The sequence below is a fragment of the Acinetobacter sp. WC-141 genome, from assembly GCF_000313935.1.
Classification (GTDB): Bacteria; Pseudomonadota; Gammaproteobacteria; order Pseudomonadales; family Moraxellaceae; genus Acinetobacter.
Genome location: NZ_AMSS01000029.1, coordinates 21,334 through 35,484 on the forward strand (window position 1 = coordinate 21,334; position 14,151 = coordinate 35,484).

The 14,151-nt window shown below is 39.1% G+C and carries 13 protein-coding genes; 8 read left to right on the forward strand and 5 right to left on the reverse strand.

The window, feature by feature from the left end; genetic code table 11:
* The first annotated feature begins 155 nt into the window (after positions 1–155).
* Entirely contained in the window at positions 156–572 is a 417-nt protein-coding gene (locus ACINWC141_RS04780; protein WP_034677679.1) for a hypothetical protein, read from the forward strand.
* Positions 573–590: 18 nt separating this feature from the next.
* Here the strand turns inward: ACINWC141_RS04780 and rlmKL are convergent, their stop codons facing one another.
* Positions 591–2,801, reverse strand: coding sequence for a bifunctional 23S rRNA (guanine(2069)-N(7))-methyltransferase RlmK/23S rRNA (guanine(2445)-N(2))-methyltransferase RlmL (gene rlmKL, locus ACINWC141_RS04785; protein ID WP_034677681.1), 2,211 nt, complete (start codon positions 2,799–2,801; stop codon positions 591–593).
* Positions 2,802–3,040: 239 nt separating this feature from the next.
* Here rlmKL and ACINWC141_RS04790 point away from each other — a divergent pair, with 239 nt between their 5' ends.
* The 5 genes from ACINWC141_RS04790 (at position 3,041) to ACINWC141_RS04810 (ending at position 8,274) form a co-directional block, all read left to right on the forward strand.
* Positions 3,041–3,385, forward strand: coding sequence for a hypothetical protein (locus ACINWC141_RS04790; RefSeq protein ID WP_009388446.1), 345 nt, complete (start codon positions 3,041–3,043; stop codon positions 3,383–3,385).
* Between the two features lie 122 nt (positions 3,386–3,507).
* Positions 3,508–4,524 (forward strand): aspartate carbamoyltransferase catalytic subunit, encoded by a 1,017-nt coding sequence (locus ACINWC141_RS04795; protein WP_003652674.1) that lies wholly within the window; start codon positions 3,508–3,510, stop codon positions 4,522–4,524.
* Positions 4,525–4,536: 12 nt separating this feature from the next.
* On the forward strand, positions 4,537–5,772 hold the full coding sequence (locus ACINWC141_RS04800) for a dihydroorotase (RefSeq protein WP_009388423.1): 1,236 nt from the start codon (positions 4,537–4,539) through the stop codon (positions 5,770–5,772).
* A gap of 213 nt (positions 5,773–5,985) precedes the next feature.
* A complete protein-coding gene (locus ACINWC141_RS04805; protein WP_009388444.1) occupies positions 5,986–7,401 on the forward strand; it encodes an OmpA family protein in 1,416 nt (471 codons plus the stop codon).
* Positions 7,402–7,494: 93 nt separating this feature from the next.
* Positions 7,495–8,274, forward strand: coding sequence for a Rossmann-like and DUF2520 domain-containing protein (locus tag ACINWC141_RS04810; protein ID WP_009388406.1), 780 nt, complete (start codon positions 7,495–7,497; stop codon positions 8,272–8,274).
* Positions 8,275–8,288: 14 nt separating this feature from the next.
* Here ACINWC141_RS04810 and ACINWC141_RS04815 read toward each other — a convergent pair whose 3' ends face one another.
* Positions 8,289–8,915, reverse strand: coding sequence for a glutathione S-transferase family protein (locus ACINWC141_RS04815; RefSeq protein ID WP_009388453.1), 627 nt, complete (start codon positions 8,913–8,915; stop codon positions 8,289–8,291).
* Between the two features lie 175 nt (positions 8,916–9,090).
* Positions 9,091–9,807, reverse strand: a complete 717-nt coding sequence (gene trmB, locus ACINWC141_RS04820; protein WP_009388435.1) for a tRNA (guanosine(46)-N7)-methyltransferase TrmB — start codon at positions 9,805–9,807, stop codon at positions 9,091–9,093.
* A 145-nt stretch (positions 9,808–9,952) separates the two neighbouring features.
* Between trmB and ACINWC141_RS04825 the strand changes: the two genes are divergently transcribed.
* On the forward strand, positions 9,953–12,391 hold the full coding sequence (locus ACINWC141_RS04825) for an ExeM/NucH family extracellular endonuclease (RefSeq protein ID WP_009388432.1): 2,439 nt from the start codon (positions 9,953–9,955) through the stop codon (positions 12,389–12,391).
* Positions 12,392–12,598: 207 nt separating this feature from the next.
* Positions 12,599–13,210: a glutathione binding-like protein gene (locus tag ACINWC141_RS04830; protein WP_009388462.1), complete on the forward strand. Its 612-nt coding sequence runs from the start codon at positions 12,599–12,601 to the stop codon at positions 13,208–13,210.
* A 58-nt stretch (positions 13,211–13,268) separates the two neighbouring features.
* On the opposite strand, the gene ACINWC141_RS04835 is transcribed toward ACINWC141_RS04830, so the two are convergent.
* Together ACINWC141_RS04835 and ACINWC141_RS04840 are read right to left on the reverse strand one after the other, a co-directional pair.
* Positions 13,269–13,613 (reverse strand): hypothetical protein, encoded by a 345-nt coding sequence (locus tag ACINWC141_RS04835; protein WP_009388440.1) that lies wholly within the window; start codon positions 13,611–13,613, stop codon positions 13,269–13,271.
* 174 nt (positions 13,614–13,787) lie between these two features.
* A partial coding sequence (locus tag ACINWC141_RS04840) for an FAD-dependent oxidoreductase (protein WP_081400019.1) occupies positions 13,788–14,151 on the reverse strand: 364 nt, incomplete at its 5' end.

Genomic DNA, 14,151 nt, shown 5'->3' on the forward strand with positions numbered 1-14,151 from the left:
CTACTTGAATATTCACAAAATGCCTGTGAAAAAAGTCAGGTTTAAAAATGATCAATGTTAACTGTCGGGAAGTTTATTTATAACATTGCGACATGCTTAAAAAATTGTTAATTTTGTTCGATATAACAAACAATAACAATTTTAGGATGAAGGAAATGAACAATAAACAAGGGTGTATGCTGGCAATTTTGAGCGGCGTGTCTATATTATTATCAAATACATGGGCAGTACAACCAATGTCGGAAAGTGCGCTTGCAACTCAAACTGGAGCGATAACGACATCTTTACCCGTCATTATTGCGAAAGCTCAGGATGATGCTAAAAAACCTGCGATAGAACAACAACAAGTACGTCAGGCGTTAGGAGATAACTATTTACAGCAGGTTCGATGGGATGCGCTTAGAACTAGCGTACTTTCTCCTTATCAAGAACAAAAACAAAATCATGTTATTGATAGTAAAGAAAAGAAGAAGTTAGAAATGATTGCATTACCTGAAAGAGCAGATCGATTTACACGTTATGATTTTGAGTCAAAAAATGTTCATGGTGAGGTTATTATTACCGTGAAGTAATAATAACCTCTAAGCTCATTAATATTGATCTAGAGCAGGGTGCTGAATTTTCCACGCACGGTGGATTTTTTGATTACGTTTAAAATCAAGGCCAATTGTTTCAGAAGTGATTTCTTCAACCTGAAAAATAGCTTCAATTTCTTCGTCCATTTCAAAACCGCGATAGTTATTCGAGAAATAGAGCGTACCCTCACTGTGCAAACGGTTCATTGCACGCTTAATCAGTGAGATGTGGTCACGTTGTACATCGAATGTACCATAGAATTTTTTAGAGTTTGAGAATGTTGGTGGATCAATAAAAATAAGGTCGTATTGTTCATGACCTTCTTTTAACCACTCAAAACAGTCACTAGCAAAGAACATATGTTGTTCATCTGCATGATCTACAGTTAAGCCATTTAGAACAAAGTTTTCTTTTGACCAGTTTAGGTAAGTGTTAGATAAATCGACACTTGTTGTACTTGCAGCACCGCCAAGCGCAGCATGTAAGCTTGCTGTAGACGTGTAACTATATAAGTTCAAGAAGTGTTTACCACGTGCCTCTTGAGCAATACGTAAACGCATTTGTCGGTGATCAAGGAATAAACCTGTGTCTAGGTAATCAGTCAGGTTAACTAAAATTTTAGCTTTACCTTCTTGAACGATAAAACGTTTTGAAGCTGTACTTTGTTTCGTATATTGAGTTGTACCAGTTTGGCGTGCACGTGTCTTAATAAAGATGGCATCACGGTTTAAACCAGTAACAGCACGAATTGCAGCAAGTGCTAAATTAAAACGTTTTTTAGCTTTTTCTGGATCAATTGTTTTTGGTGGTGCGTATTCCTGAACATGTAAACGGTCACCATATAAGTCAACAGCGACATTAAAGTCAGGTAAGTCTGCATCATACAAACGTAAGCAATAAACATTTTCTTTCGTTGCCCATTTTTTCAAGGCAGTCATATTTTTTTGCAAACGATTAGCGAAGTCTTGAGCTTCTTCCATTTCAATAGGTTGAGCTTGCCAAGTTGCTAAAAATGGTTGAGTTACTTTTTCTGGTTTGATTACGCCGAAACGAATATAAATTGGCAACTTACCATTCATTAAGCGTAAGGTTTCAGGCGCTTCAAAGGCTAGAACATCAGATTGTTCAATTTGAGCTGCAATAACTGCTGCATATTGATTTGGGAAATGTTTTTGTAAAAGCGCTGATAAACCTAAGTATAGAGAACGGTTTGAAGCTTTTTCACCTAAACGTTCACCATAAGGCGGGTTAGTCACAATAAATGCAGTTTTGCCTTCAGCAGCAAAATCTGGCCAATCCGCTAAAGTACGCTCTTCGATTTGAATCTGACCTAACAAATTTTCAAAGCCTGCCGCAATAATGTTTTCACGGGTTGCTTTAATTGCTTCCCAGTCTGCATCGTAGGCATAAAATTTAGGTAAAGGTAATTGAAGTGCCTTTTCGTGGCGTTCAGCTGCTTCTGCTTTAAGTGAAAGCCAAAGGTCGCGGTCATGACCATGCCAGCCATTAAATCCAAAACGGCGAACAAGCCCTGGTGCGCGGTCAGTTAAAATCATTAATGCTTCAATGATAAATGTGCCCGAACCACACATTGGGTCGAGTATGATTTCTGGATTACGCTGTTTGAGCTGAGCTTTTTGCAAAATTGCCGCAGCAAGGTTTTCTTTAATTGGTGCATCTGTCATATAACGGCGGTAGCCACGTTTATGTAGCGAATCACCTGATAAATCTAGACAGTAGGTATGTTCAGTTTTACCTGCTAAAGCGTAGATCGTAATTTCTGGTTGTTTGGTGTCAATGCTAGGACGGCGGCCTACAGCTTCCATAAAAGAATCAACAACGCCATCTTTTACACGTAGTGTAGCAAATTGCGAATTGACCATGATTTCACGTTCTGCATGCAAGCGAATTGCAAAGGTACTTTGTGGTGCAAAAACAAGTGACCAGTCAAAGCTCATTGCACCTTCGTAGAGTTCTTCTGCGACATCACGTGCATCGTGCGTAAAATCAAGTTCATAAGTATGAATAGGAAGTAAAACACGAGAAGCGAGACGCGACCACATACAAATGCGGTAAGCTTGTTCAAGCGTCCCTTCAATGATTAAACGTCCTGCTTTACGTTCTGTCACTTTGGTGCCAAGTTGTTCTATTTCTTCTTGTAAGAGGGGTTCTAAACCATCAGCACAAGTAATCCAATAGTGGTTTAAACGTAAAGAGGTATTCATAAACTCGATTGACCAAAACATATAAATATTAACAATGCAAAGTTTAACGTATTTTGATGTCTAAAGGTTTTTAAATTATTGCAACCTATCATTTAGCAACCAATAAACTGATTTTTAAAGAGTAATACCTTGTAATTGGTATGTATTTTGCTAGACCAAGATTATTGATGGTTATTTATTTAACAGACAAAGTCGATTTTTAACCATTTTTATAATTTTAATGGATGGGGACGTTATAAATGAAAGACATGATGGGGAATGGTTTTATTGCTAATGCGGATGCTTTCTCAGTGGCCACACAAATATATGTACGTATGCGTAGAGTGACAGGGCGGGTAATAGATGCAATGTATGTAATTCAAAATAAAGATTATGCAAAATATGTAATTACGGTGGCGTTAGAAACAGAGGATGATGAATTAAAACGATGTGTTGAGCGATTAAGATCGTTAGTTGACACACTGCCAGAACCTCCTCAAAAAGAAACACTCGCTGTGGCTAAGGTCGATGAAGAGCCAGAAATAACAGCCGAAGACATTTATCGAGCACAAGTTCCACATCATTATATTGGTGCTTTAAGGTAATCTCGAATAAGACCTTAAATTTTGGTCAATTTAGGGTCTTATTCTGTAAAGTTCTTCTGCGAAAAGAGCGGAATTCAGCTACACTATGCACGTTTTCGCGATTCGACCCATAGGAATCCATTATGCATATTGCAGCGTTGCATCAGCCGAGCCAGGTTCAGCTCAATCAGGACGGAAATTTAAAACATTTTTTAACAATTGAGGGACTTTCAAAAGAAAACCTCACGAAGATTTTAGATACCGCACAAAGCTTTTTAGATGATAATAATAATTTAATTAACCGCCCGCTCTTAGAGGGATTGACGGTTATGAATCTTTTCTTTGAAAACTCCACCCGTACTCGTACTACTTTTGAAGCAGCAGCAAAACGCTTGTCTGCCAATGTATTGAATATTGATATTGCACGTTCAAGTACTTCAAAAGGTGAAACGCTACGAGATACGCTTTGGAACCTTGAAGCAATGGCTGCCGATATTTTTGTTGTCCGCCATTCATCTTCGGGCGCTGCACATTTCATTGCTAAAGATGTATGTCCAAAAGTCGCAATTATTAATGCTGGAGATGGCCGTCATGCCCATCCAACGCAAGCGATGCTTGATATGCTTACCATTCGCCGTGAAACAAAGAAACCGTTTGAAGAGTTGAGTGTTGCGATTATTGGAGACATCAAACACTCTCGCGTAGCACGTTCTGATGTAGCAGCATTACAAACTCTAGGTTGTAAAGATATTCGCGTGATTGCACCGAATACATTATTGCCAGTGGGTTTTTCGGAATATGGCGAGCATGTCCGGTTGTTTAATAACATGGATGCAGGGATCGCAGATTGTGATGTGATTATTGCTCTACGTATTCAAAATGAGCGTATTGACTCTCCGGCATTATCTTCACAGTCTGAATTTTATAGAATGTATGGCTTAAACAAAGAACGTCTTGGTTTAGCTAAACCAGACTGTATTGTAATGCACCCGGGGCCAATGAATCGTGGTGTAGAAATTGATTCAAGTGTTGCTGATGGAGACCAGTCGGTTATTTTGAAACAAGTCACCAACGGTATTGCTGTTCGTATGGCTGTATTGGCTTTATCAATGCAAGGCCAACTCCAAGAGCAAGGTTTAATTGAAGCGATTACGTTGTAAGGAATGGATCACATGAGTATCGTAAAAATTGAAAATGTACGTGTGTTAGACCCAATCCAGAAAATAGACAACGTACAAACTGTATATATTGAAAATGGCAAGTTTGTTGCTCCGGTAGAGCAAGTTGAGCAAACCATCGATGGTCAAGGTAAATGGTTAATGCCAACCATGGTTGATTTGTGTGCACGTTTACGTGAACCTGGTCAACAACAACACGGTACACTTAAATCTGAAGGAAAGGCAGCACGTGCTAATGGTATTTTGCACGTCATTACTCCACCAGATTCAAAGCCGATTGTGCAAGACAACGGTGCGCTTATTCATGGCTTGATTGAAAAGGCATGGCTTGATGGCGGCATTCATATGCATATTATTGGTGCTCAAACCCAAGGCTTAAATGGTAAACAACCTGCAAATATGGCCGGTCTTAAAAAGGGTGGTTGTACGGCTGTTTCAAATGCGAATGCTGCTTTTGAAAATGATGATGTGGTTATTCGTACTTTGGAATATGCAGCTGGTCTTGGCTTAACGGTTGTGTTTTATGCCGAAGAACCACAAATTGCTAAAGATGGATGTACACACGAAGGCTTTATTGCCTCTCGCCAAGGTCTGCCGATGATTCCGGCGCTTGCTGAAACTGTAGCGATTGCAAAATATTTGCTGATGATTGAAGCAACTGGCGTAAAAGCTCACTTCGGTTTGTTGTCTTGTGGTGCATCGGTTGAATTAATCCGTGCAGCAAAAGCAAAAGGCTTACCTGTGACTGCTGATGTTGCAATGCACCAATTACATTTAACCGAACACTTAACAGACGGTTTCAACTCACTGGCACACGTTCGCCCACCATTGCGTTCTGAGCAAGATAAAGAACTTTTACGTCAAGGGTTAAAAGAAGGCGTAATTGATGCAATTTGTACGCACCATGAGCCTTTAAGCAGTTCGGCAAAAATGGCGCCATTTGCAGAAACTCAGCCGGGTATTACCGCTTTTGATACCTATGTATCTTTAGGTATTCAACTCATCAATGAAGGTTTATTCGAACCTCTAGAATGGGTTGCTAAAGTAACCAGCGTACCAGCGCAGGTTGCCAATATGACCACGCGTTGGGAAGATGAAGCCGGATGGGTGTTAGTAGATCCGACTTTAAGCTGGACAGTAAACAAAGACACCATTTTATCGCAAGGGAAAAATACCCCATTGTTGGGGCAAACCTTGACGGGCAAAGTACTTCAAACTTTTGTTAACTGATAAAGTACTTACTTAAAGTAAATTTAAAATATGAACAGGTAGATCAATGAGGTCTACCTGTTTTGTAAATAATAGATGGAAAATTGTATATAAATTATTTAAAAAACAACAAAAGAATGAGCACAGATTAGAATAAAAAACTATCAGCAAAGAGAAGTATTTGAATAATCAAAAGTTGCTGGTTACGACTTATAAGATTCGGGAGAATAATCAATGTCGATAAACCCTATAGAACTGCTTAAAGAAAAAGTATCATCAACATTATTAAATAACCAGGACGGATACCTCGGCGAAAAATCGAATGCTTTATCTAAGTTTTATCCAATTTTACTTTCATTATTAGCTGCTAAACCTGACCTTATTGGACAATTGAAAAACAGTTTGGCTCCCTCGTTATCAGACCTTTTTTCTCATAATGACCAAATCAAGAATACTGTGCTTACTCATTTAAGTGGTACAGCACCAAATAATGAAATAGAAAGTACACTCAATAGCGCAATTAAACCTAGCCTTAATGCAATTTCAGATGTTGCCGGAAATGATCAGCAAAGTATTGTAAATTATTTACGTCAGCATGCAGATACCATTCGTTCATATTTACCGGCATGGGCAGTGGGTCTATTAGCTCCTCTGGGACTGGGTGCAGGCTTGTCTTCTGTCACACCATCAACGGCACCTCCGCTTGCAGCTACAACTGAAAATACCGGTAAGTCGCGTGGGTTCTTACCTATTATTGCCCTAATTATTCTGGGTCTTATCATTGCTTGGTTGTGGCGTTCTTGCCAGCATAAAGAAGCTGTACCAGCACCAGAACCGACGGCTGCAAGTGGTGTTGAAGCTGCTGCTGCACCCGCAAGTTTAACGTTAAGTACAGATGATAAAGGAACGGTAAGTCAGTGTCAGGCTGGGATTGGCGATCAAGGCTTCTTGGCAACGCTACAAACGGACGTTAAAAAGGTTTTCTCGACAACTCAAGATTGTAATGTAGATACAAGCCAAACTTATGCGGCTTCATTTACAGATAAAGATGCACTTGCTGGTGTGTTAGGTGCATTAAAAGGTGTGCCAAATGCATCTTTAGAATGGGTAGGCGACAAAATCACTTTGAAAGCGGGTGATGCGGCAGCATTAGAAGCTTTAACTGCAAAAGTAAAAGCATTGGTGCCACATACTGAGGTTGTCGGTGCTGCACCAGCAACAGTTGAGCAGTCTGTAAGCAATAGCTTAAGTGCTTCGCAAACTGCTCTAGGCTCAATTGATCCGAACAATGTCGATGTAGATGCTTTGGTGAAAGCGCTTAACTTGCAAATTATTAATTTTGCGAGTGGTTCAAGTGATATACCTGCGGATAACAAAGCCATTCTTGATCAAGCTGCAACACTTTTAAATAAAGTAACTAGTGTCAAATTAAATGTAGGCGGCCATACCGATTCAACAGGTAATGCTGCTGCAAATAAAGCTTTATCTCAACGCCGTGCTCAAGCAGTGGTAGATTATTTGACATCTAAAGGTGTAGACGCATCTAAATTAGTGGCACAAGGCCATGGTTCTGATCAGCCAGTTGCAGAAAACACGACAGAAGAAGGCCGCTTTAAAAACCGTCGTATCGAGTTTTCAGTAGCTCAATAATCAACTGATTTATGAAAAATTAGTTATTTTAATTTGAAAAAAGCTTCTCATTTTGAGAAGCTTTTTTGTTGAAACAAATAATGTTGGATTGATATGAAAATCAGTTTGGTTGGAAGTGGGCGAGTGGCCTTTCATTTAGCAAAGGCTTTATTGGGCCAAGGTCATAACATCACACAAGTCTATGCGCGTGATTTTGATAAGACCCAAAAATTTGCAGAGAAAATTCAAGCAAAAGCATGCCATTCTCTTCAACAATTCCAATCGACCGATCTTATCATTCTAGCGGTTTCAGACAGTGCAATTGCAGAACTTGTAAAAGAGGTACATGAATTCTTTCCCGAAACACTTATTGTTCACACCTCGGGTAGTACTGCTATTGAAGTCATCAGTCATGTACATGAAAAAGCAGGGGTGTTTTATCCATTACAAACTTTTAGCTTTGAAAGAGAAGTTGATTGGTCTGCAACGCCGTTATTTGTTGAAGCAATAACAAATGTCGATCAGGAAATACTTTCAGATTTAGCAAATAGCCTAAGCAATAGAGTTTATCAATATACCTCGAAACAGCGTTTAACTTTACACTTAGCGGCTGTGTTCGCTTGTAACTTTAGTAATTACTGTTTTGATATGGCAAAACAGGTTGTAGATAAAGAGCAGGTCGACTTTAGTTTGCTCTATCCTTTAATTTTGGAAACAGCAAAAAAAGCCACTGAAAATGATCCAAAGCAAATGCAAACAGGGCCAGCAGTACGAGGCGATCAAAACATTTTGTCAATGCATCAAGACTTATTAGCTCAAGCAAATCAAGATGATTTAAAGCAGGTCTATCAACTTTTAAGTGATGGCATCTTGCACCGCCATCACTCGGACTAAAGTTTATTTAAAAATTAAGGTTCGCCGTTATTGCCCCATTTTAAGAAGCCAGCACGCTGATTTAAACGTTCAAAATATTGGTCGACATGTTTAAGCATTGGATGGTCAAAAGGAGTGGCTTTCCAGCGCTGTACAGATAGACCAATTGGAATATCCGCTAGAGTGAACTCAGTTCCTGCAACATAGGCTTGAGTTTTTGCAAGTTGTTGATCAAGAATCTGCATATGATGATTCCAGTCATCAATGCCTTGTTGCAACAAATTCGGGTCTTGATGATCTGGTGAATGTCTCAAGAGAGACATAATGGTATAAGTCCAGCTGTTATTCAGCTCGATCGCTTGCCAATCAATCCACTGATCAACAAAGAATCTTTCTTTCGCTTGAGTAGGGTAAAGCAGATGCTCTCTATCGTAGGCATTTGCCAGATAACGGATAATACTGTTGGATTGCCAAAGGACTAAATCACCATCTAAAACAACAGGAATTTGACCATTTGGGTTTAATTGTAAATATTCAGGTGATTGAGCAGAGCGAAAGCCTCGTCCCCAATCTTCTCTTTCATATTCAAGATTTAATTCTTCACACAGCCATAAGACTTTGCGAACATTGATGGAATTATCACGTCCTAAAATTTTTAACATGGGTTGTCCTTAGTATTTTTAGTATGGCAAGTACTAGTTCCTATAAATAGCTAGATTTGGCTCGATTGGCAATTATTAATTAGAAAGAAGAAATACTATAGATAAGATATATATTTATTTTCTTTTTAATATAAAAAAGAAAAGGCTTAGTTTATTACTAAGCCTTTTTTATTATTTACTTAATCTTCTTAAAGATAAAGTCATTAATCTTATGACCTGACTCAATACCACGGCGTTCAAACTTAGTCACTGGGCGCCAGTCTGGACGAGGGTAGCTGTTGCCTTTACCTGCCAAGTTTTCAAGGTTCGGACGATTATCTAATACATCTAGCATCCATTCAGCATACGGTTCCCAATCTGTTGCAGCATGGAACGTACCACCAAGCTCAAGTTTTTGTTCAACCAATGGCATACGTTCATGAGCAACAAAACGGCGTTTAAAATGACGTTTCTTTTGCCAAGGGTCAGGGAAGTAAAGTTGTACGCAGTTAATGCTGTTGTCTGGCATTTCACGTAGAACCTGAATCGCGTCTGCATCAAGTACACGTAAGTTTTTAACTTCAGCTATACCTGCTTCATATAGGCATTGAGCAATACCTGGTACATGGACTTCAATACCTACATAGTTGCGTTCAGGGTTTGCTTTTGCCATAAGTACTAACGAACGACCCATACCAAAACCGATTTCAACAGTTAATGGACGCTCTGGGTGTTCGAAGTGTTGACGTAAGTCGCCAACAGGATATTCCAAAATTAAATCGCGATGTTGTTCTAATGCCGTGCGTTGAGACGTATTAAGTGGTGCTGAACGACGCATAAACGTCACAATTTCACGGTGTTCAGGCAAATTGTCTAAGTCTGCAATTTGCGTTTCTAACTGATCGATCGACATAACCTTGGCAATATTGAAATTCAAATGCGGTATTTTAAGTCTTCATGGGATCAAGTCAAATGTTTCGGTGTTTTTCTTCATGTAGATGTCATGATCAATATTTACTCTAAGAGACTAATTAAAACTCATATGAACACTTTTACTCATGAAAACTTTTCAATTAAGAACACTTTCGGTCTTTTTAAGTGCATTAGGTGCATTTTCATATAGCTCAGTTGCTCAAGCGCAGCTCATGTTTAGTCAATATGTGGATGGCAGCAGCAATAAAAAAGGCTTGGAAATTTATAATCCGGACGGCACTACCGTTAATTTAGCCGATTATGAGATTCAACAATTTAATAATGGTGGTACAGCAAAGACAGTGGCTTTTCGTTTACAAGGCACACTCGCGAGTAAGCAGAAGTTTTTAGTGGGGCGCTCAGAGTTGCAAACTGAGCTTGGAAGTAAAGTTAATCAGGTGGCAGCACTATCTTTTAATGGAGATGATGCGGTTGTACTCGTTTATAAAGGTACGCCTGTAGACCGTTTTGGCCGTATTGGTGAACGCCCAGTAGCGGGATGGGGGACGGCAGTTTCAAGCTTAGGAAATAGTTTTAAGCGTATTGAAACAGAAAACCCAGCTTTAAGTGTGGATGCAACCGCAGCATTTGATTTGGACCATTCATGGTCGGCTTGGACAAACCGAAATGACTTTTCAAATTTATCGGGTTCTACAACTCAGCCTCCTGTTGAAACGGTAAGTTGTTCAAGCTCAGATACACCAATTGCAGACTTGACGGCAGCAACTCAAGACCAGACTTATACTGTGCGTGGTGTGATTACAGCTGACTATCGTTATGCCAATGGTTTCTCTGGTTTTTATGTTCAGACGCCAGACACAAAAGCACGTGCAAATGTCAGCAATGCTATTTTTGTTTATATTCCAAATAGCAGTGTGGTAAAAGGTGGACAAATTGGTGATGAAGTTATTTTGCGTGGCCGTTTAACAAGCTATCAAAATCAGCTACAGATAGATCAATTACAACAAGATATTCAAACCTGTAATAGCAATATGGCAAATCAAGTTCAGCCGATTAGTCTCGAACTTCCGTTTGCTAGTTTAACGGGTGGCTCAGTTAATTCGCCGCAGCGTTATCAAGGTATGTTGGTCAAATTACCTCAGACTTTAACGGTGAGTGAGAACTACAATTATGGTCGTTATGGTGAGTTATCGCTGAGTTTAGGCCGTTTATATATTCCAACCAATTTATATCCAGCGTTATCTCCTGAAGCCAAAGCTCTAGCTCAGAAAAATTTATTATCGAAAATTATTTTTGATGATGGTTATAACAATCAAAACCGTACACCATGGTTACCAAGCAATTTTAGCGCTGCCAATACGTTACGCTCGGGTTATCAACTTAAAAATGCTGAAGGTATTTTAGAGTACCGTTTTAATGGTTGGCGTGTACAACCTGTGCTTGGACGTAATCAGCCTGAAGTTATTACTCAAACAAACCCGCGTCAAAGCGTCCTTACTAAAAATGCTAATCACATTCGTGTAGCTTCATTTAACGTTTTGAACTATGACAATGGTGCAACAGGTTTTCCAACAGAGCGTGGTGCGACAACACAAGCTGAGTTTGATAAACAGCATCGTAAAATTGTGAGTGCATTAAAAGCGATTGATGCCGATGTTTACGGTTTAATGGAAATTGCGAACAATGGTTATGGGCCTAACAGTGCAATTGCCAATTTGACCAAAGCTTTAGGTAGCGATTGGAAATATGTGGTTCCTGAAAATCTAGACCGTTTAGGTGGTGATGCAATCGCAGTTGCTATTATTTATAACAGCAAACGTGTTAAACCCTTAAATAAACCTGTTGTGCTTGATTTAGGCGACAAGAACCGAACAACTTTGGCGCAAAGTTTCCAAGCCGTTCGTGGTAATAAAACGTTTACTGTTATTCCAAACCACTTGAAATCGAAAAGCTGTAGCGGAGTTGATGCTAGTTCTACTGACGCTGACCAAAAAGATGGTCAAGGCTGCTGGAACCCAACCCGTGTAAAAGCAGTTGATCAAATTGTGCAGTGGTTAGCGAAAAATCCAACTCAAGTGCCTAAGCAAAATGCTTTACTTGTAGGGGATATGAACAGTTATGCAAAAGAAGAACCTATTTTGTCATTTGAAAAAGCGAATTATAAAGTTTTACTTAATGACACTAAGGTAGGTCAGGGCACTCAGGCATATAGCTATGTTTTTGGTGTTGCAAGTGATGCCAACGGTAATGGGGGAGCAGGTAACCTAGATCATGCAATTGCTGATGCTTCTTTATATCCAAAAGTAGTGAGAACCTTTGCATGGCATATCAATGCTGATGAGCCAACGGCTTTAGACTATAACGAAGAATATAAAACAGATGAGCAAAAGGCGTTGTTCTATGGTGAAGATGCTTATCGTTCTTCGGATCATGACCCTGTAATTGTCGATCTAGATTTAAATGGAAAAGACTCAAGTCATCCTGATGACGATAAGAAAAATGGTATTTTTGATTTCTTATCTGAATTAATGAATTGGCTTAGCCAACTTTTTAAGCGTAATTAACGGAAAAAATGCGTGACGCAAATGTGTTTTATCATATTTTAAACAATCGTCACGCAAGACAACTTGCAAGGAATAACTTTTTCAAGAATATTAGATGGTGTAAGTATTTTATAAATTTACGCTTTTTTACAATTAAAGAATTGGGCAAACCTTGCAGGTTTTCTAGAAGCAATTTAAAACGTTAATATGAGATAACAAGGATCAGATATGAAATTATATTATTCGCCAGGCGCATGTTCTTTAGCTGCACATATTATTTTAAATGAAATTAATGTTGATTTTGACTTAGAACGAGTAGATTTAAAAACACATAAAACAGAAAAAGGCGCGGATTATTACGAAATCAATCCAAAAGGATATGTACCAGCTTTAGAAATTAACCCAGGTTTAATGTTAACTGAAAATGTTGCGATTTTACCGTTTCTTGCTCAGCATGACCCTAAACAAGATTTGATTCCGCCGTCAGGGATGGGCCGTGCGAAAGTATTGGAGTGGTTGGGGTATTTGAACTCTGAATTACATGATGCGTATGCAGTCTTCTTTGGTGCGCCGTTAACAAGTGATGAAAAAACCAAAGCTTATGCAGAAATTGATCGTCTTTTAAAATATATCGATAACTATTTGTCTGAATCTGATTATGATTATTTGGTAAATGATAATTTCGGCCCAGCAGATGCTTATCTATTTGTTTTAACAAATTGGTCAAACTCAATTGAGCATGATTTAACGCCGTATAAACACATTATTGCACTACGTAATAAAGTTGCAGAACGTCAATCTGTACAAATTGCGATGCGTGATGAAGGCCTAATCTCATAATCATTTTTAGGCTTCAAAAAAGCCCCTGTATAAACAGGGGCTTTTTTATTTCTAGAGATTAGTGTTGAGCATCTTTTTTTACTTCAGCAGCAGTATTTTCAACAGCTTGAGCTGTATCAGCAGTTGCTTTACGAGCAGTCGCTTCAGTTTTTGCAGCAGCGTCAGCAGTTGCATCCGCAGCATGGTCAGTTGCAGCATCGATTTTTGCAGAAGCATTATCAGTTGCAGTTGCAATATCGCTTGCAGCTTCGTTACCTGCAGATTTGATATCTGCAGTTGCTTGTTGAGCTGCATTTTCTAAATGTTCACCCGTTGTCGCGCCTGTTTCTGGAGCTTTATCTTTATTACATCCAACAAGAGCAACGGTCGCAGCAAGACCTAAAGCAACAAGTAATTTATTCATTGTGTTTTTCCTTCTAATTCATGGCATCCAAAATTATGGATGTCTAAAATATAAACATAAACTAACTGATTAATAAAGATCGAAAATTGTTAAGAAGTTGTAACTCTAATATTAAAAAAGCCTAGCATTTTGTAATGCTAGGCTTGGGTTAAAACGTATTGGTTTGACTGAATTTTACTGTCCAGAACGGATGATGTAATCAAACGCAGAGAGTGATGCTTTAGCACCTTCACCTGTGGCAATAATGATTTGCTTGTAAGGCACAGTCGTACAGTCACCCGCAGCAAACACACCTTGCACGTTGGTTTCGTTGCGATCATTCACAATAATCTCGCCACGGTTGGTTAACTCAACTTCACTGTCTTTTAAGAAGTCAGTGTTTGGCAGTAAACCAATCTGCACAAAGATCCCTGCAAGTTCTACTACATGCTCTTCATCAGTCGCACGGTCTTTATATTTAAGACCAGTCACTTGTGAACCATCGCCCAACACTTCTGTACTTAAGGCATTCATAATCACAGTTGTGTTTGGCAAGCTA